20 protein-coding genes are annotated in these 18,529 nt (G+C 38.4%); 6 read left to right on the top strand and 14 right to left on the bottom strand.

Annotated elements, in window-relative coordinates:
- The first annotated feature begins 10 nt into the window (after positions 1–10).
- Positions 11–664 carry an START domain-containing protein gene (locus G8E00_RS15935; RefSeq protein WP_166226248.1) on the top strand — a complete coding sequence of 218 codons (654 nt, stop codon included), beginning with the start codon at positions 11–13 and terminating at the stop codon, positions 662–664.
- A 49-nt stretch (positions 665–713) separates the two neighbouring features.
- Here the strand turns inward: G8E00_RS15935 and G8E00_RS15930 are convergent, their stop codons facing one another.
- Positions 714–1,859: an MFS transporter gene (locus tag G8E00_RS15930; protein WP_166226245.1), complete on the bottom strand. Its 1,146-nt coding sequence runs from the start codon at positions 1,857–1,859 to the stop codon at positions 714–716.
- A 221-nt stretch (positions 1,860–2,080) separates the two neighbouring features.
- On the bottom strand, positions 2,081–2,509 hold the full coding sequence (locus G8E00_RS15925; RefSeq protein ID WP_166226243.1) for a hypothetical protein: 429 nt from the start codon (positions 2,507–2,509) through the stop codon (positions 2,081–2,083).
- A 109-nt stretch (positions 2,510–2,618) separates the two neighbouring features.
- Between G8E00_RS15925 and G8E00_RS15920 the strand changes: the two genes are divergently transcribed.
- Positions 2,619–4,040: an aminotransferase-like domain-containing protein gene (locus G8E00_RS15920; protein WP_166226240.1), complete on the top strand. Its 1,422-nt coding sequence runs from the start codon at positions 2,619–2,621 to the stop codon at positions 4,038–4,040.
- Between the two features lie 20 nt (positions 4,041–4,060).
- Here the strand turns inward: G8E00_RS15920 and G8E00_RS15915 are convergent, their stop codons facing one another.
- The 7 genes from G8E00_RS15915 to G8E00_RS15885 all read right to left on the bottom strand — a co-directional run bounded on the left by G8E00_RS15915 (position 4,061) and on the right by G8E00_RS15885 (position 8,266).
- Positions 4,061–4,615, bottom strand: a complete 555-nt coding sequence (locus G8E00_RS15915) for a DNA-3-methyladenine glycosylase I (RefSeq protein WP_166226237.1) — start codon at positions 4,613–4,615, stop codon at positions 4,061–4,063.
- A gap of 26 nt (positions 4,616–4,641) precedes the next feature.
- Complete coding sequence (locus tag G8E00_RS15910) at positions 4,642–4,887, bottom strand: hypothetical protein (RefSeq protein ID WP_166012500.1); 246 nt, start codon at positions 4,885–4,887, stop codon at positions 4,642–4,644.
- Positions 4,888–4,909: 22 nt separating this feature from the next.
- Positions 4,910–5,452 carry a M23 family metallopeptidase gene (locus G8E00_RS15905; protein ID WP_166012499.1) on the bottom strand — a complete coding sequence of 181 codons (543 nt, stop codon included), beginning with the start codon at positions 5,450–5,452 and terminating at the stop codon, positions 4,910–4,912.
- A 79-nt stretch (positions 5,453–5,531) separates the two neighbouring features.
- The gene (gene mutY / locus G8E00_RS15900; protein ID WP_166012498.1) at positions 5,532–6,569 is read right to left on the bottom strand and encodes an A/G-specific adenine glycosylase; all 1,038 of its coding nucleotides are present in this window, start codon (positions 6,567–6,569) and stop codon (positions 5,532–5,534) included.
- A gap of 152 nt (positions 6,570–6,721) precedes the next feature.
- Complete coding sequence (locus G8E00_RS15895) at positions 6,722–7,087, bottom strand: HIT family protein (protein WP_166012497.1); 366 nt, start codon at positions 7,085–7,087, stop codon at positions 6,722–6,724.
- Positions 7,088–7,136: 49 nt separating this feature from the next.
- Positions 7,137–7,874, bottom strand: coding sequence for a dienelactone hydrolase family protein (locus G8E00_RS15890; RefSeq protein WP_166012496.1), 738 nt, complete (start codon positions 7,872–7,874; stop codon positions 7,137–7,139).
- Positions 7,875–8,107: 233 nt separating this feature from the next.
- Positions 8,108–8,266 (bottom strand): DUF1328 domain-containing protein, encoded by a 159-nt coding sequence (locus G8E00_RS15885; protein WP_166012495.1) that lies wholly within the window; start codon positions 8,264–8,266, stop codon positions 8,108–8,110.
- A gap of 292 nt (positions 8,267–8,558) precedes the next feature.
- On the opposite strand from G8E00_RS15885, the gene G8E00_RS15880 reads away from it, so the two are divergent.
- From G8E00_RS15880 to G8E00_RS15870, 3 genes are all read left to right on the top strand, one after another.
- A complete protein-coding gene (locus G8E00_RS15880; RefSeq protein WP_166226234.1) occupies positions 8,559–9,011 on the top strand; it encodes a YcgN family cysteine cluster protein in 453 nt (150 codons plus the stop codon).
- 113 nt (positions 9,012–9,124) lie between these two features.
- The gene (locus tag G8E00_RS15875) at positions 9,125–10,315 is read left to right on the top strand and encodes a PQQ-dependent sugar dehydrogenase (RefSeq protein WP_166226231.1); all 1,191 of its coding nucleotides are present in this window, start codon (positions 9,125–9,127) and stop codon (positions 10,313–10,315) included.
- Between the two features lie 141 nt (positions 10,316–10,456).
- The gene (locus tag G8E00_RS15870; protein ID WP_166012492.1) at positions 10,457–11,731 is read left to right on the top strand and encodes a replication-associated recombination protein A; all 1,275 of its coding nucleotides are present in this window, start codon (positions 10,457–10,459) and stop codon (positions 11,729–11,731) included.
- A 57-nt stretch (positions 11,732–11,788) separates the two neighbouring features.
- On the opposite strand, the gene G8E00_RS15865 is transcribed toward G8E00_RS15870, so the two are convergent.
- Complete coding sequence (locus G8E00_RS15865; RefSeq protein ID WP_166012491.1) at positions 11,789–12,451, bottom strand: YrbL family protein; 663 nt, start codon at positions 12,449–12,451, stop codon at positions 11,789–11,791.
- Between the two features lie 400 nt (positions 12,452–12,851).
- On the opposite strand from G8E00_RS15865, the gene G8E00_RS15860 reads away from it, so the two are divergent.
- Positions 12,852–15,227, top strand: a complete 2,376-nt coding sequence (locus G8E00_RS15860) for a glycerophosphodiester phosphodiesterase family protein (RefSeq protein WP_166226228.1) — start codon at positions 12,852–12,854, stop codon at positions 15,225–15,227.
- Between the two features lie 37 nt (positions 15,228–15,264).
- Here the strand turns inward: G8E00_RS15860 and G8E00_RS15855 are convergent, their stop codons facing one another.
- The 4 genes from G8E00_RS15855 to dapA all read right to left on the bottom strand — a co-directional run bounded on the left by G8E00_RS15855 (position 15,265) and on the right by dapA (position 18,156).
- The gene (locus G8E00_RS15855) at positions 15,265–15,807 is read right to left on the bottom strand and encodes a hypothetical protein (protein ID WP_166226226.1); all 543 of its coding nucleotides are present in this window, start codon (positions 15,805–15,807) and stop codon (positions 15,265–15,267) included.
- A 75-nt stretch (positions 15,808–15,882) separates the two neighbouring features.
- Positions 15,883–16,602, bottom strand: coding sequence for a phosphoribosylaminoimidazolesuccinocarboxamide synthase (gene purC, locus G8E00_RS15850; RefSeq protein WP_166012488.1), 720 nt, complete (start codon positions 16,600–16,602; stop codon positions 15,883–15,885).
- A gap of 36 nt (positions 16,603–16,638) precedes the next feature.
- Positions 16,639–17,244 carry a lipoprotein-34 precursor (NlpB) gene (locus G8E00_RS15845; RefSeq protein WP_166226224.1) on the bottom strand — a complete coding sequence of 202 codons (606 nt, stop codon included), beginning with the start codon at positions 17,242–17,244 and terminating at the stop codon, positions 16,639–16,641.
- Positions 17,245–17,256: 12 nt separating this feature from the next.
- Positions 17,257–18,156: a 4-hydroxy-tetrahydrodipicolinate synthase gene (dapA, locus tag G8E00_RS15840; RefSeq protein WP_166226221.1), complete on the bottom strand. Its 900-nt coding sequence runs from the start codon at positions 18,154–18,156 to the stop codon at positions 17,257–17,259.
- Positions 18,157–18,529 lie beyond the last annotated feature (373 nt).

Raw genomic sequence — 18,529 nt, 5'->3', positions numbered from 1 at the left:
GTTGTAAAAAATGAACAATAAAAAAATGAAAATGATGTGTGTTGTCAGTGCGCTATGCCTGACAACACCTGTTTTTGCTGCTGAAAGTAGTAAACTGAGTTTGGATAAAAACAATATTAAAGTGTGGACCATTCAAGATCCTTATAAATCTTTAATGTCTTACAAAGCTGAGACCATTTTAAATACATCCATTGACCGTGCCGTCGCCATTGTTCTTGATGTGGAGTATGCGAAATCTTGGGTGCCCAATGTGGCTCATGCTGAAATACTCTCACAAGATTTGAATAAGGGTGAATTCAAGCTCTATATGGTTTTGGACTTTCCATTTCCACTCAAAGATCGTGATGTCATTGTGCAAGGTAAAGTTTTTAAAGATGCCAATGGTTTTATTTATATAAAGAATAAGGCAATACAGCAGGGCAAAGCCAAAAATCCTGATTATGTACGTTTGCAAGATTATCAAGGCAATTGGATGTTTCAGCCATTAGCGGAACAAAAAGTCAAAGTCACTACTACGGGTTATGCAGACCCAGAAGGGGTGATTCCTCAATCTGTGACCAATTTATTATTGAAACAACAACCGTATCAAATGCTGTTAAAGATGAGAACTGAACTGAATAAGCCGAATAAGCGATTGCCTGATTTACCCAAAATTTTAAAATAAAAAGCCTGCATTTATGCAGGCTTTTTATCGTCAAACCAAGATCAAAGGTTCATTTGGCAAGTTTCATTTGTATAAATACTAGCACCAAACCCAATCCGGTGAGTAGTGCGCCTGTGATTGAAACTGCTGCATAACTTAAACCGAAACTGAGCACAGCACCCCCAGCGGCTGCACCTAAAGCATTGCCTAAGTTAAACGCGCCAATATTAATGGATGAAGCCAGTCCTGGTGCTTCATGTGCTACTGACATGACCCGCATTTGTAAGGGCGGAACAACAGCAAAAGCTGCAGCGCCCCACACAACCAATGCCAAAGCGGCACCTACTGTAGTCGAAGCGAGAATTGGGAAGAGCAGCATCATGACCATCAACAAAACTAAAAATCCAATCAGTGTTTTATTGACTGAAATATCTGAAAATTTTCCACCTAAGTGATTCCCTATGGAGAAACCAACGCCAATGAGTACCAACATGAGGGTAATGGTGGTCGGCGTTGCATGTGTGATGTGCTCTAAACTCGGTGCAATATAGGTGTACAGCGTAAACATTGCGCCAGCACTCATGACAGTGGTTAGAAGTGCCAATACGACAGGTAATCGAATCAACACTTTGAGTTCAGCTTTGACATCTGGTCGAGATGATGTTGAATCTGATGGTAAAGCTTTCCATAGCGACAGCATGGTGATGAGCCCCAATACAGCAATCGCTGCAAAAGCCATCCGCCAACCGATGTTTTGTCCAACCCAAGTGGCTAAGGGAACACCACCAATATTAGCGATGGTTAGACCCATAAACATCATAGCAACCGCACTGGCTTGTTTATCCTTCGGTACGACGCTCGTTGCCACAATAGATCCAATGCCAAAGAAAGCGCCATGATTTAAGCTGGTGATGATGCGTGCGCCCATGAGTCCCCAGTAATTGGGTGCAATAGCAGCCAGTAAATTTCCGATCGTAAAAATTGCCATGAGAATAATCAGTGCTTTGCGACGTGAAAAGTGCCCAAAGCATAGCGTCATGATCGGAGCGCCAATCATCACGCCGAGGGCATAAGCAGTAATGAGCATGCCTGCTGTAGGAATTGAAATATCTAAACTTTCAGCAATTTGGGGCAAAAAGCCCATAGGAGAAAATTCGGTCGTGCCAATGGCAAATGCACCGACAGCAAGTGCAAGTAAAGGTAAATTTAATTTCATTTTGCGTTCACATCAATATGACATTTATTTGAATACATCATGTTCTCAATTCAGATTTCTATGTGCTTATTTTGCGACTTTTTCGATGGATACAAAATGCTTAAATAAGGAAAAACTTTGCCTAAACTGTCATAACGATTTTAAAGGTGATCAGAATAGATGCTAAAACGTATTTAACATCTAATCATACTTTATGAGTGACCAGATTGTGATCAGTGGATTTATTCCAGTGAGAAAGCCGTTAATTGGCGCATGACTGGTTTTGGAGGCAATTCAAGTTGGATCAGTGTTTGTACAATTTGACTATCGGTATGAATGAATTGCACACGATAGTGTTGTGGATCCTGATGCTGGCACTGGAAATGCAGTTTTTTCTGTTGTGGCGTTAATCTGATTTGATAATCACTAGAAACACGATAAATATACTGCCTTTCAGATACAGCATCTTGAACGATAGGGTGAACATTTTGCAGTTCATATTGTCCTAAATGTTGTGCTTTTAAAAATCCATCAATGAGTGATTTACAAATAAAATGTTGTTGTTGTGCCAAAGCATTTTTAGGCTTTGCATCACAAGCGGATAATGCAAAAGCAATGAAGCAAGTAGTAGCGACAAATATGTAAGGCGTGCATTTCAATTTAAATCTCATGATGGTCTCCTTATCGTTATTTCATATGGCAATGGAACGTTATCAGGAGCATAAATCTGTTATTGTGATAGATACAGATACAACAAAATCTAAAAAATGAGTACAGATCATGTCGTTTCAATATCAGTCTTTGGCACAACATATTTCTCAAAAAATTTATCACGGTGAATTAACGGTTGGTCAGCGTCTCAGTTCACTCAGACAATTTGCTGAACAGCATGAGGTCAGTTTAAATACTGCAAAAAGTTGTTATGAATTATTAGAAGCGCAGGGACTGATTTATGTAAAAGCCAAAGCGGGATATTTCGTTAAAGCGCCTAGCGATCAAGGTCGTATCATTGCTCAACCAGAACATCTAGATTTTGCTGCCGAGGCAAAAGAGGTTTCCAATTTAGAACTTCAAATCGAGATTCATGAAGCGTCGATTAGCCATGAATTGATTCATTTAGGGTCAATTCAATTGTCTCCCAATTTAATTCCGATAGATGCATTACGCCGTTCCATTCAACGTGCCTTAAAACATAGCAAACCTGAAGATTTTTTATATAGCGACCGTCAAGGGCATGTAAAACTCAGAGAAGCTTTATCTGCACATTGGGCTGAAGATGGTATTTTTATCGCCAAAGATGAGATTTATATTAGTAATGGCTGTATGCCAGCGTTGTCGACAGTGATTCAAAATCTGACAGATGTTGGTGACAGCATTATTATTCCTACGCCAAACTATAATGGTCAGTTGCAATTATTGGCAACATTAAAAAGAAAAATTTTAGAAATTCCTGCCCATGCTGATGGTTTTGATATTGATCGTCTAGAACAAGCGATGCGAGATTCAAGTTCAAAAGTATGCTTGTTGACTGCTAATTTTCAGAATCCATTGGGCTTTTGCTTAAGTCATGCTGAAAAAGAAAAAATTGCGAAGTTAGCAGCGAAGTATCAATGTTTTGTAATTGAAGATGATATATATGCCGAATGTGCTTATAGCTTGAAGCGACCACTGCCGATTCAATATTGGGATCATGAAGGCTATGTGATTTATTGTGGTTCAGTATCGAAGTCATTGTCACCATCCTATCGTTTAGGATGGTTTTGTTTGCCTTCACGCTTAAAACATCTAAGAGCAAAAATTTTGACTCAAAATGTTGCCGTGAATACACCGTTACAGTTGGGACTTGCAGATCTCATTTATAGCCGAGCGTATCGGGAACACTTAAATCAGCTCAAGCCAAAATTAATGAAACAAGTCGAACAGTATCGTCAATTCATCATGCAAACCTTTGAAGGCATTGAAATTCGAATCAATCAGCCACAAGGAGGATATGCACTTTGGATTCAAATGCCAGAACAGATTGATAGCTTAAAGATGTATCGATACGCACAACAGCAAAGTATCAATATTGTGCCTGGTTTGGTATTTGGTGAAGATCAACGCTATAACAATTGCATACGTTTAAATGCTGGACATGAGCTGTCAGATGACATTAAACATGCGATTCAACTTTTGGCAAATTGGGCTAAAACTCAACTTTAAGTCTGAATTTCAAATTTGGTTTATTTGGCATGACAGTCATTTTCATGGTCATTGACCATGCCAACGGCTTGCATAAAAGCATAGATCGTCGTTGGTCCAACGAACTTAAAGCCATTTTTCTTTAAAGTTTTTGAAATTTTTTGGCTGAGTTCTGTTTGGGCAGGGGCAGTTTTATAATCTGAAACACTATTTTGCAGTGGTCGATGATCCACAAAATCCCACAGCCATTTGACCATATCAATGCCTTGGCTTTTCATGTTTTGCCAAGCGATGGCATTATCTCGAATGGCGGTGAGTTTACCAATGTGTCGAATTAAACCTGCATCTAGGCATTTTTCTTGTAGTTCTTCGTTACTGAAATTTGCAATCGTTTGTATCGGATGTTGAAAGAAATGCTCACGATAGCGCTCACGTTTTTTTAAAACGGTGATCCATGACAAGCCTGCTTGCTGACCTTCTAGACACAACATTTCAAACAAATGCGACTCATCAAACTGAGGTTTTCCCCATTCATGATCATGGTAGTCAATATATAAAGGATCTGAAGAGCACCAACCACAGCGTTTAATTGTCATGAAGATGCTCCTTTGAGGTGATGATTTTATATTTTGAACTCAACCCACTGATCGTTTTTATTGTCCCAATAATAGAGTTCAGCTTGGTTCATATCGTCGAATTTGATCCAGAAATCCTTACCTGACTTGTCTGCAAAACCCGTGCTGATGAGTAGTGCATCTTCGGTAATTTCCATGATCCAGCCTTGATGTGATTGTCCATTCAGCACAATTCGTTGCTGATTGCCTGATTCTGCAAATTCAACGAGACGATTGATCAAAGCTTCTGACATGAATATTTCCTAAACTCAAAAATTAACGTAAATAAGGGAATGGGTTAACTGCACCACGGCCACGACCAGCAAGGTATAAACCATAATGTAGATGGGGTGAAGTATGACGTGCATTTCCTGTGTTGCCAACATAGCCAATATGTTCGCCTTGACGCACATAGTCACCTTCTTTCAAACCACGTTTATGTCCATCAAGGTGTGCATAATAATGCCAAGCCCCACCAGGCCCTAAGATCCAGATCACTTTGCCACCTAAATTGTTATCTTTCAAGCTGGCAACCAGACCTTCTGTCGCACTATAAACTTTAGTACCTCGAGGCGCTAAAATATCAATACCTTCATGTGCACGTCCATTGCTACGAGAGGCGGCCCATGTGTCTGTCAGTTTGTTTTGATGAACACCTGCGACAGGTATCGGAAGGCGTTTAGGTAAAGGCATTGATTTTAATTGATTCACTGTTTTTTGCGGTAAGGGCGTTGGCGTAGATTTCTTCGGTGTGGTTGTACAAGCTGAGATTAAAACAATCAAAAAACTGATCATACCCATGCGAATCAATGTAACCATGCAAACACCCTTTAAAAAATTTGAAATGAAGCGATAAAACATGAAAAGTGCTTTAACTATGTCATAAATATAAGTGTTCTCAAAGATCTATTGCTGAAATCAGTTTTTTCATTGCGGTTGGTATACCTAAAGCGGTTGCTTGATCAGGACTGAACCATTCTCCTCCTAATTCAGCCTGAAGAAACTCTAACTGATCATGTTCAACTGGGAAGATATGCGCTTCTAATTGCCACGTGAAATGGGTAAAACTATGTGAAATTGACACTGCAGGTCGGGTAGAGATCAATTTAAATTGTTGAATGATGTTTTGGAAATCGTGCTCCTGCTCAAAAATAGGTAAGCACCATAAGCCACCCCATAATCCTGAGTTTGGACGTTGTGACCATAACCATTCATTTGATCCAGTTTGCAATAAAAGCACTTTTGCTGATTTTACTGGAACCGCTTTTTTGGGTTTTTTAAAAGGGAGTTCGGTTTCTAAACCTTGTTGATGTGCTTTGCAATGAAGCTGCATCGGGCAATATAAACATAAGGGCTTTTTAGGGGTACAAATGGTTGCGCCCAAATCCATAATTGCTTGGGTATAGTCATGATTACGTTCAGTTGGGCAAAGCTCCTCAGCCAGTTGCCACATCGCACGTTCATGTACGGGTTTAGATAAGTCATCTTCGATAGCAAAAAAACGTGATAAGACACGTTTGACATTACCATCCATGATCACGCCATATTGACGTAAACCCAATGACATCATTGCACCGCCTGTAGAAGGTCCAATGCCTGGTAATTCGATCCATTCTTCTAAAGTCGTTGGAAAATGACCTTGTTGATGGACAATGCTTGCAGCTTTATGCAGGTTTCTTGCGCGGGCATAATAGCCTAATCCAGCCCAATAGGGTGCGACATCATCCCAACTGGCTTGCCCTAAATCATGAACTGTAGGGAAGCGCTCAATAAAACGATCAAAATACTGTAAAACAGTTTTGACCTGAGTTTGTTGCAACATAATTTCAGAGACCCAAACTTTATATGGATCATCTGACACTTGCCAAGGTAAATCATGGCGTCCGTGCACATCGAACCACGTAAGTAAAGCATCTGAAAATGAGAATTGCGACATGTGAGCTGTTCAAAAAGATGAGGCGTTTAGTATAACGAATCCGATGGGTGGGTTGGGTAAAGATTCACTGTTTGCACTTTTGCTATATACATGAAAAAAGGTGCCGAAGCACCTTTTCAGGATTGTATTTTAGATCAGTTTCAACCATTAATTTATTCGGAAATAATGCCCCAACGACTGTCTAGTTTCAGTGGTTGGTTCTTATAACGTGGAATAATATGAATGTGTAAATGTTCACTTGGCTGTTCACCGAAGACATTTCCATCATTAAACGCAATATGAAAGCCTTCTGGATGATGACGTAGTTTCAATTCATTACGTGCAAGTTCAAGCAAAGACTGCAAGCTCTTACGCTCTTTGTCTGTAATTTCAAAAAATGAACTGACATGACGCAAGGGGATAATCACGGTATGACCTTTTGATAAAGGATTCGGCTCGGGCAGAATGACACCGTAATCATTTTTATCAATTACATCGTATTCATCATAATTACAATATGCACATTTTTGATCTGTCATTGCCGTATCCTCTTTTATCTATCGTTCATTATGTTTTGTTTGGAATGAACTACTTTAAATTTCGTGCCAATAAAGCATACATCGCTGCAAAACTTTCTTGTTCTGCTTCAGCGTTATAACCTAAATCTACGCCGTTGGCTTTTGCTCTTTCGTCTGCAAGTGGGTTTGTAAAGCCATGTTTGGCATTTTTATAAATCAACACATTGTGATTTACTTTTGCAGCGGTCATTTCTTCTTTAAACTTTGCAACATCTTCTAAAGACACCATGCTGTCATCTTCGCCATGAAGAACGAGTATTTCAGCTTTGACTTGACCTTCCTGAGCTGGTGCTTTTGGAGATAAGTTGGCATGGAATGTCGCCACTGCTTTTAAATTCGCCCCAGAACGTGCCAAATCTAAAATGACTTTCCCACCATAACAAAAGCCAATTGCAGCCAGTTTATCTGGATTTACCTCAGCTTGTGCGGCCAAAGTCTCTAAACCTGCAGACGCACGAGTCACAATCGTGTCTGGGTGATCAAAAGTTTGCATCATCCATTCATAGGCTTGTTTTGCATCTGTGGTGACTTTTTTGTCACCGTACATATCAATCGCCAATGCTGCATATCCTTGTTCTGCAAGTTCTCTGGCACGTTGCTCAGTATATTCATTACGACCCCACCATTCTGGCGCAACAATGACTCCTGCAACGGGTTGTGTATGTTCAGGTGCAGCGAAATAACCTTTTAAATTTGAACCATCTTCTGCGGTGTACTGAATTTCACGTGTTTGAATTGCGTTGGTCATTGATGAAGTCCTTTTTGTTGAATGAACAAAGATTAAAGCATAAATAATGAGATTTTGATGATCAAAAATAGATAAAAAACATGAGAAATGTGAGAAATTATTATGAAAAGAAAATTTAAAAATGCGATGACATTGATCGCTGAGCACAGCATAAAGCAAATTGAAAAAATAAAAAAAGAAGGGTTAAACCCTTCTTTTTAAGTATCTAAACGATATTTGAAACTTTTGGAAAGTTAAACTTTCCCTCTCGAAATAAAACCGATAATTGCGAGAATCACAGCAACGACCAATAGAATGACAGCAAAGTCTTTAGATAGACCAGCGACGCCTCCAAAACCGAGTAGACTTGCAATTAATGCGATCACCGCAAATATAATAGCCCAACGAAACATAGTTATTCTCCATGTGATTTTTATACGTGTTTAATGTGTACTTCGCTTACTAGTATATGAATAAAATCAAATCAATATGTATTTAAAAAGTGTATAAAAGTTAAGCATTGTATAGATGGTACATAAACAATTTATAATTATTGATGAAAATTAATAACTTAGATATTAACAAATCTTATGTTATTGAAAGTATTTGAGTTTTGAACGCTTGCTTTGTTTCAATCAATTACAACGCTGTTTTCCTTAATTTTAGCTATAATGCCTTTACTTATTTTGATTGCCACTGTAGACCATGAATTTGCCTTTACGTCCCCAATTTTGGAAACACTATTCTCTGGCTGAAATGAGCCAAGCGGAATGGGAGGCATTATGTGATGGATGTGGTATGTGTTGTCTGGTCAAGCTTGAAGATGAAGACACACAAGAAATCTGTTATACCAAAGTGTCTTGTAAATTATTGGATTGTCAAACAGCACAATGTTCCGATTATGAAAATCGCAAGCAACATGTACCAGACTGTATTCAACTGACCTATGAAAATTTACAACAGATTCGATGGTTACCTTCGACCTGTGCTTATCGTCGTTTAAACGAAGGCAAGAAATTACCCACTTGGCATTATTTAAATACAGGCGATCGTGAAAGTGTTATGCATGCACGTAAATCAGCGGCAGGACGTTGTATATCAGAAATACATGTCGATGAAGACAACATTGATGAATATGTTGTGCGCTGGGTAAGGTAAGATAAAAACAATATTGTTCCACATTTAGCAATAATTTGTGTGATAGATACAGCATAATTTGTGGCTAAATTACTTATAATAGCGTTCTGAGGCATCTCAGGTAGGAGATTGTTATGAATAAAAAAAATTGGGTGCTCGCGGGATTGGCGACAGTAACATTAACGTTACAAGCAGGATGTCATTCCGATGAAAGCAGTTTCTCTAAAACGATTCAATCAAAAAGCGAAAATTTAAAACAAAATGGTTCAGAAACTTCAGAACCATTCATTAATCAAAGTTATCGTACTGAAAAAGTTGCAACATTTAATGAGCCTTGGGCGATGGTCGATCTCCCAGATGGACGTTTTATGATTACTGAGCGTAAAGGTGCACTGAAAATATTGAACCCAGATCGCAAAGAAATTGTAAATGTTTCAGGATTACCTCAAGTTTCATACGGCGGACAAGGTGGCTTGGGAGACATTGCCTTACATCCAAACTATACAAACAATCATTGGATCTATTTAAGTTATGCAGAAAGAGGAAAAAATAACTTAGATGGCGCTGTGGTGGTTCGGGCTGAATTGGATTTAACAGATCCTGCAAAACCAACTCTAAAAAACATCAAAAGAGTATGGGAACAGGTTCCTAAAGTTGAAGGTCAAGGGCATTATTCACATCGAATATTGTTTGATGATGAAGCAAAACTTTGGATTAGCTCGGGAGAACGTCAACAATTCACTCCATCACAGGACATGAAATCCAATCTTGGCAAAATTTTACGTTTAAATGACGATGGAACACCTGCATTGGGTAACCCATTTTATGACCAAGGTGGGGTAACGGCTCAAATTTGGTCACTAGGGCATCGAAATCCGCTTGGTATTGCTTTTGATCATAAAAAGCAACTTTGGGATGTTGAAATGGGTCCTAAAGGAGGCGATGAACTAAACCTTGTGGTTAAAGGTGAAAACTATGGTTATCCATTTGTGTCTAATGGCGATCATTATGATGGTAAAGTGATTTCGAATCATGACACGCGTCCTGAGTTTAAAGCGCCAGCAATCACATGGACACCTGTTATTTCCCCATCAAGTTTAATCTTTTACCAAGGCAATGCATTTCCTCAGTGGAAAAATAAAGCGCTCATCAGTGGGTTATCTTCACAATCGATTGTGGTGGTGGATGTAAACCAACAGCCCGTGAAAGAAGTGCAACGCCTCAATATGGGTAAGCGTATTCGTGATATACACCAAACCAAAGACGGAACAATTTGGGTTTTAGAAGATGAAGCGAACGCAAAACTTTTAAAATTCAGTCCTTAATTTTGAAAAGTATGAGCCTTCATGGGCACAATAGTTGATTGAATGATTTAAAAAATCTGATTCGGTTTAACAGGAAAAAAGTTGGTTTTATGCTATTCCATAGTAGACTAGGGAATAGCATTTTACGATTTACATAAGAATATGTCCGACACTCAAATTCCACTTCCTGAACGCATACGTCCACGTGATTTGTCTGAGATTATCGGGCAAGACCATCTTTTAGGTGAGGGCGCACCTTTACGTCAAATGATTGATCAAGGGCATTTGCCTTCAATTATTTTTTGGGGGCCACCTGGCGTAGGTAAAACCACGATTGCCTTGCTTTTAGCTCAAGCAGTTGATCGTCCATTTTTAAGTTTATCTGCGCTCAATACGGGCGTTAAAGAATTACGTGAAATTATTGCTGAAAGTGGTGATCTGATTGTCCCTGTAGTCTTTATTGATGAAATTCACCGGTTTAATAAATCTCAACAGGATGCATTACTGAGTGCTGTAGAGAAGGGTAAAATCACGCTGATAGGTGCAACCACTGAAAATCCTTCATTTGAAGTGAATAATGCATTGTTGTCACGTTGTCAGGTTTATACGCTCAATAGTTTGGGCCATGAAACCATTCAGGATTTATTGGGTCGAGCTTTACGCCAAGATAAATTTTTGCAGGATCGTCATATTCAAATTGAGGAATATGATGCTTTAATTCAATTTGCTGCAGGTGATGCTCGAAAGGCACTCAATCTATTAGATTTAGTTGCAAGCACTTTTGAAGCAGATATAGAAAATATCATCACCAATGCGATTGTAGTAAAAGTCGCTCAACAAAATATTGCACGGTATGACAAATCAGGTGAACAACATTATGATTTGGTTTCAGCATTTATTAAGTCAATTCGCGGCAGTGACCCTGATGCGGCACTCTATTGGATGGCTCGCATGCTGAAAGGTGGGGAAGATCCAGTATTTATCGCCCGTCGTATGCTCATTGCTGCTTCTGAAGATATTGGAAACTCGAATCCCAATGCATTACTTTTGGCAGGTGAATGTTTTAGATCAGTACAAGCCATTGGGATGCCTGAATGTCGCATTATTTTAGGTCAATGTGCTGTGTATTTAGCGACCAGTGCGAAGAGCAACAGTACTTATTTAGCCATCAATAAAGCATTGGAATTGGCCGATAAAACATCAAATCTACCTGTGCCTTTACACTTACGTAATGCACCAACAAAATTGATGAAAGAGCAGGGCTACGGTGTCGATTATTTATATCCACATAATTACCCTGAAAACTTTGTTTTACAAGACTATATGCCACCTGAGTTAAAAGGAACAAAGCTATACGAATCTGCGCGTAATAAGCGCGAAGTTGAGGGTGAGCGTTTACAGCAACGTCGTTGGCAGCAACAACAGCAACAGCAATAATTTTATAACCCGTTTTTATGAATAAAAGGCACTTAAGGTGCCTTTTTCATCTCTAATTTATTGAACAAAAACTTGCTCAGACGCTAATGGTGCTTCCATCATTTGTCGCATTTTCTGCTTAATGTCTTTCTCAACTTTACGAACGTTGCGTGTATTGATGGATTTGAACATTGCACGCAAGGGGATGAATAATTTTTCGCCCATGCCATCTACTAAAACGAACTCAGGTTTATGATTGCGATGTTCGGTATACATAATGCCTGCAATATTCACCTCGGCAAAGACGATATGTAAATCACAGCAAGCATCAAAAAATTCATCCAATGCTTTTAAATGCTTATCTTGAATTTGACCTGTACGGGCTAATTGTTCAAGGGTTAGGCTTTTTTCTTCGGGACCAACGATTTTTTCTGCAATCAATCCAAGACCTTGATCTGTATGAATAAAACCATAAGGCGTTTCAACAGGGAAAGTGAACTGATTTTTTTGATAATTTACTTTACACAATTGCAAATATTGAATTAATTCACGGCGAAAATGGCGATAAATCCCTTGAGCGAATCGTTGCTTCATCTTACTATGGTTTTTAAAGCCACCATGAATACTGACACGTTGCGGATTCATGATTTTGATGATCTTATTTTGATCATCAGGATGTTGATATACAATCTTTGAACACCCCTGCCCAATTAATTTAAGATTTTCAATTTTTAAGTACATAACACGATCTTATTTTTTTTGGATTGCTATTATTTAAATAATACTGTTATTTAAGAAAAAATGAAGAGTTTTTTCTTTAAATTCAAAGCTAAGAGAATGAAATGATTGAATAAATAGGTTGGCAACTATAGTCTCTCTCAGTGAGTAACCAACTCCTATAGTTGCCTGGTATTAAGTTATTCTAATCAAGTTGAATAAATAAGTGAAAGTGATCATTTAAATTAAAATTATTCATAAAAACGATTTATTCAATCAAACTGATAATTTAACGCAAAATTTATGCAAATAATCATCATAAATATGAATAAAATATTCTCATATGATAATTTAAACAGCTTATGTTTTTTGGTGAATTATTCTTTTTTACAACAGAACACTATGATTTTTATATAGATTTATTATGAAAACTTTAAAATATGCTGTGCTATATACCTGTATTTTAGTGACTTCAACTTATGCGAATACAACATCAAAGACATTCGAATCTAAAAGTGCAAATAATGTCCAGTTAGAACATCAGCAGCAGATAAATACCTCCAAAATAATCTATGAACAGCAATTTTCGACATTAAGTACCTTGGGCATAGGTTGGAAAATTCCAGGTAACAATCCAGGTCGTGTTTATATTGATCAGGGTTTTTTATGGATCGATGGGCGTCAAAATGCTTTAATACCAACGTCCTTGATATTGCCGCAATTGATTCAAGACAATAAAAATTATCAAATAGAGCTTGAGTTCACTTTGGCGGATGTGGTGAATGAGAGTCGGTGGGCAGGGCTGATTTATCAAGTGCAGCTCGGGCAAGGGGTAATACCGACTGAATATTATCAATTCACCATTCGTCAAAATACAACACTGCAAAATGGAACTGAATTTGGTCGTCGATTAAAAAATGGGAAATGGCAGGTGGAAACGACGCAGCCTTATCCAGCCCCTGTTCTTGCAAATCAAATCTATACAGCGCGTATTGAAATGGTTGGCAATCGCGTGCAGCACTATTTGAATCAGCAATTGGTGCAAGAAATAGAACTGGCAGATCCAATGACCCAAGCTGAAATTGGGTTTTCAACTGCTGGTGCTTTGATGAAAATTAAAAGTATTAAAGTCAGTGAAATTTTAGAAAAATCAAAACAACAAATGACGCAGAACAATAGCAAAGAAAGTATCAATATTTCTGGTGCTCCGATATTGATCACAAAGGCCGATTCAGTAAAAGGCACGAGTGAACGTTCATCCAGAGCATCATTTTATCAAATAGATCAGTCGCTTCGTTTATTGAATACTGCAGCACAATCTACTGGCTCATTATTGGAGTTAATCAAAACAAAACAACTGCCCAATGTTCTGATTTTAGAAGTTCAAGACATCAAGACTGTAGAAGCGCTAAAACAACATATTGCGCAACAGGATTTTGCTCAGATGATTTTGGTTTCAAAAAAAACAGACGTTTTAGATACAGTGAATTCACAACTGCCTTGGGTGAAAACGGCGCTAGATTTGACGGATCAGCACACGCTAAAATCGAATCCCACCAGCTTGAATCAAGTTATCCGTTTGGCAAATGGGGCATCGACAAAAATCGTCATCTTGCCAAAAACCATGATGACAAAATCAAATATTCGATACATTCAACAACGCCTGATGAATGTTTGGCTAGATGCAGCGTTATTTAAAGAAGATCTTCCAGATATTGCACAAAACTTAACCTTAGGGGCCAATGGAATTTTGACCAAAAACCCTGAAGCGTATGCGCAACTCTTAAAACAATTTCCAAGAGATACCTTACTTCGAAGCCCCTTTATGATTGCGCATCGTGGTGTACCCAGTTTAGAAGATGAGAACACACTTGAAAGTGCAGTGCATGCCATGAAATTGGGTGCAGATTTGGTTGAAAATGACATTCAATTGACCAAAGATTTGAAAATTGTGGTCATGCACGACAATACGATTGACCGAACAACGACCGCAAAAGGGAAGGTCGTGGAAATGACTTGGGCTGAACTCAGTCAATTAAAAAGCAAAAATAAAAACTATAAAATTCCATTATTGTCAGACTATTTTAAGGTATTGAAGCAACATAAAAATGTAGTGCTGATGGTGGAAATGAAGAGCGCCAATCCTGAGCTTATTCGCCTCTTGAAGAAGGAAATAGAACAATACGATGTGTCTGATCAAGTGGTACTGACTTCGTTTAATCATGAACAAATTTTAAGAGCAAAACAGCAGATACCAGAGATTTCTACAGGGATTTTGATTGGGTATTTGCCTAATCATGCCAGTTTGCAAAATAATGTGGCGCAAGTGGTTCAACAGGCACAGCAATATCATTCATCTTATCATCCGCCGTTTCGTAAAGATCTGGTGCGCTTGTTTAGTGCTTCACAGGGTTTTGGAGTGAGTTTTTGGCCTTGGAATCTGAATGATGAAAAATTTAAATCTTTATATTTGGCTGGAATAAGTGGCGTAACGACAGATCATATTCAAAATTATGGAAATTTTGTGCTCAATGCTGATGTTAAATCTTCTTTATCTATTCGTACAGGTCAGGTTTTGAATGTTGAAGTCAATTTAACACGACAAAATGGTGAAAAATTTAAAGATAAACCTACTGAATTTATCGTATTGGAAGGTGCCCCTAAATATTCGCTTGAACATGGACAGCTCAAGTTCTTAGGCAAGGGTACGGCTTATGTCCTAGTAGGATATCGATATGCTATGGATACGCAAAATCGTTATTCAGTGTATTCAGAACCTATTCAAATAAATATCAAATAATTGATTTATAAAATTAATTTATATTGGTATTGATTAGCTATTCTTGTATAGCTTCATTTGTGTCATATGGAAGTTTGGCATCTTTAGGAAATTTTGGGAAAAGCACATAAAGTAAGTGTGGTTTTTTTTGTAAATTCGCGCCTTCAATATAACGCCATTCTTGAGTGTTTAATGTGCGTACTGCAACCATATAAGAAGGAGGCACTGAAATGGCTTTCCCCGATATTTTCATGCTAATCATTTTAGGAATAAAACAAACTTCTTCGTCTCCAGCGAAATATGTATAAGTCGGTGCTTCAGTTTTTATATCTGTAATTTCAATATTTTGATTGGCTAAAAAGCTTTGTGCTAGTTTTAGCACGCTTAAATAGGCTTCTTTACCACCTGAGTATTCGATTAAGGACGGATGCGTTTTAGTCTCAAGTATTGTGTAATCGCCTTTACTCAGTTGTAACATCATCTCTTTTAATTCTGGAGCAATGATGTTGGGATAATCCTCTAAACATTGAAGTTTTTGAGCAAATGTAGTGCTGATCATATACACATTGATCAGCATAAAGAAGGTCAAAGGTTTAAGCATTTTTATCCTCTGTTTTAATTTTTTATTATAAAAAAACCGAGTCTTTTTGGACTCGGTTTTTTGAAGTAACAAGACTTAGATGTCAGAAAGATCTACACCAATACGTGCAGCAACTTCTTCATACGCTTCAACCACACCACCTAAACCTTGGCGGAAGCGATCTTTATCTAATTTTTTCTTGGTATCTTTGTCCCATAGACGGCAACCATCTGGAGAGAATTCATCACCAAGTACGATGCGGTCATGGAACACACCAAATTCAAGTTTGAAGTCGACCAATAACATGTTGCCTTGAGCGAATAGATCTTTAAGCACAACGTTAACTTTTTGAGTCAATTCTTTCATTTGAGCCAACTGTTCAGCAGTCGCCCAACCTAAAGCAATGGCTTGAGATTCGTTCACCATTGGATCGCCAAGCGCATCGTCTTTAAAGAACAATTCAAATGTAGGCGGCGTCAATTCGATACCTTCTTCTACACCTAAACGACGGCATAATGAACCTGCAGCGTAGTTACGCATCACACATTCAACAGGAATCATTTGAAGTTTTTTCACCAACACTTCAGTTGGAGAAAGCAATTTTTCGAAATGAGTCTCGATGCCAGCGGCAGCAAGCTTTTCCATGATAAAGGCGTTAAAGCGGTTATTAACCTTACCCTTCCGATCTAGTTGTTCAATTTTTTCACCATTGAATGCTGATGCATCATCGCGAAAGACTAAAATCAAATGGTCTGCACTATCTGTTTCATAAACGGATTTAGCTTTACCAGTATAGAGCAAGGTTTGTTTTAACATGGTGGAACCTTTTTCAGAAAAAAATGCCTAGAACGACTAGGCTGGCCAGTTTTGATAAATCTGGGTTAACAACTCTGCAGCTTTTTGTTTATCTGCGAAGTTATTCTTTGCATCAAACACAGCAAGGGTATTTGTTGAACCTGTAGTAGACAGTTTTAAGACGTAATTCTGACCATCGACTTTAATCGTTACTTCTGGCGAGTTTTTCCCTTTCGCAACGACATTAAGATTCAAACTACTTAGTGTTGCGGTGGTGTACTGCCAAATTGTATCAGAGTTCCCTTCAACTTTGATCAATGGATTACCATTTCCATCGGTCAAAAGTTGTGGTCTGCCCACTTCAACAGTTGCTGTTTCAGATAATTGAGTATTGGATTGCGTAACATTTGGGCGTGGCAATTCAAAACGGTTACCACGTTGATTTTCATATGTCGGCGCATTTTCAATGGCAAGAGGGTCTACCACTGGAGATGGATACAATGGCGTTTCAGGTCTAACCATTGCGCCTTCAGGATACTTTAGTGGCTCGTGTGAAGTCGTTTTCTTGATATAGTCTAAGGATCCGTTGTTAATACTTAGCTTACTACAACCTACTAAACTTAAAGCTGAAAGGACAAGTGTTAAACCTAAACGTAATTGCATATTTAAAAGCTCTTATTGAATGATACCCACTGCTTTTAGATCTTCTCGCAGTTGAGCACGATATTGTTCTGCTAAAGGCGTTAATGGAAGACGAATCCCTGTTCCGATTAAGCCCATCTCATGTAATGCCCATTTCACTGGGATTGGATTTGATTCACAAAATAGCACATTGTGAAGAACCGCAACTTTATCATTCAGTTCTTCAGCGCGTGTAGCATCACCTGCAATGGCAGCTGCACAGACTTCACTCATTTGTTTTGGCGCAACGTTTGCAGTCACAGAAATGTTACCCAAAGCACCATGCGCCATCAGTTGGTAAGCTGTAGCATCATCGCCTGAATAAACCGTCATTGATTTGCCTTTTAAGCCTTCAATGAGTTCAGCACCACGTGCTACGTCGCCTGTCGCGTCTTTGATACCCACAATTTGCGGAATATCTGCTAGGCGAATGACTGTTTCGTTGTGCATGTCGACGCCTGTACGACCAGGCACATTATAGAGAATTTGAGGTAAATCAACAGCTTCAGCAATTGCTTTATAATGTTGATATAAGCCTTCTTGCGTTGGTTTATTGTAATAAGGAGTCACTAAAAGTGCAGCATCCGCACCAATTTCTTTGGCTTCTTTGGTCAGTTCAATTGCTTCGTGAGTTGAATTTGCACCAGTACCAGCAATAATAGGGATACGTTTGTTGGCAACACGAATGATTTCTTTGATCACTTGCGTGTGTTCAGCCATGCTTAAAGTCGATGCTTCACCAGTTGTACCAACTGCAACAATGCTGTTTGTACCTTGAGCAATATGCCATTCAACAAGCTTTTCGAGACCCTTCCAATCTACAGTTCCATCTTCAAACATTGGAGTGACGATTGCGACAATTGAGCCTTGAATGGTCTGTGCTTGCGTAGTCATTTTAAAAAAATATCCTATATTTCCATCCAAATAAAAATTGAAACATCTCGTGTTTGGACGGGTTTGTATTTTGATTTAAAACATTTCCAAATATGGTAAAACCGTCTTGGATAATGCTTATGCAAATTATGACTGAAGCTGACATGAAGAACAATATGCTTTAGTCAAAGTGAAAAAAAAGTTTAGTTAAAACAAGTAACTTTTTTTTATTTGTTGCCAAGTGAATGAAGAATATTAAATTTTTCACACAATATTTGGCAAAAGTATGAATATAGCCTTGAATTGTACAGAAGAATAGATCGTTGCCCAAATCCTGAACAACAAAATATCTACTATTTTTATCTTTATACATTAAAACAATGCATTTTAAGAC

The organism is Acinetobacter shaoyimingii, assembly GCF_011578045.1.
Classification (GTDB): Bacteria; Pseudomonadota; Gammaproteobacteria; order Pseudomonadales; family Moraxellaceae; genus Acinetobacter; species Acinetobacter shaoyimingii.
This window is presented reverse-complemented; position numbering and strand designations above follow the sequence as displayed.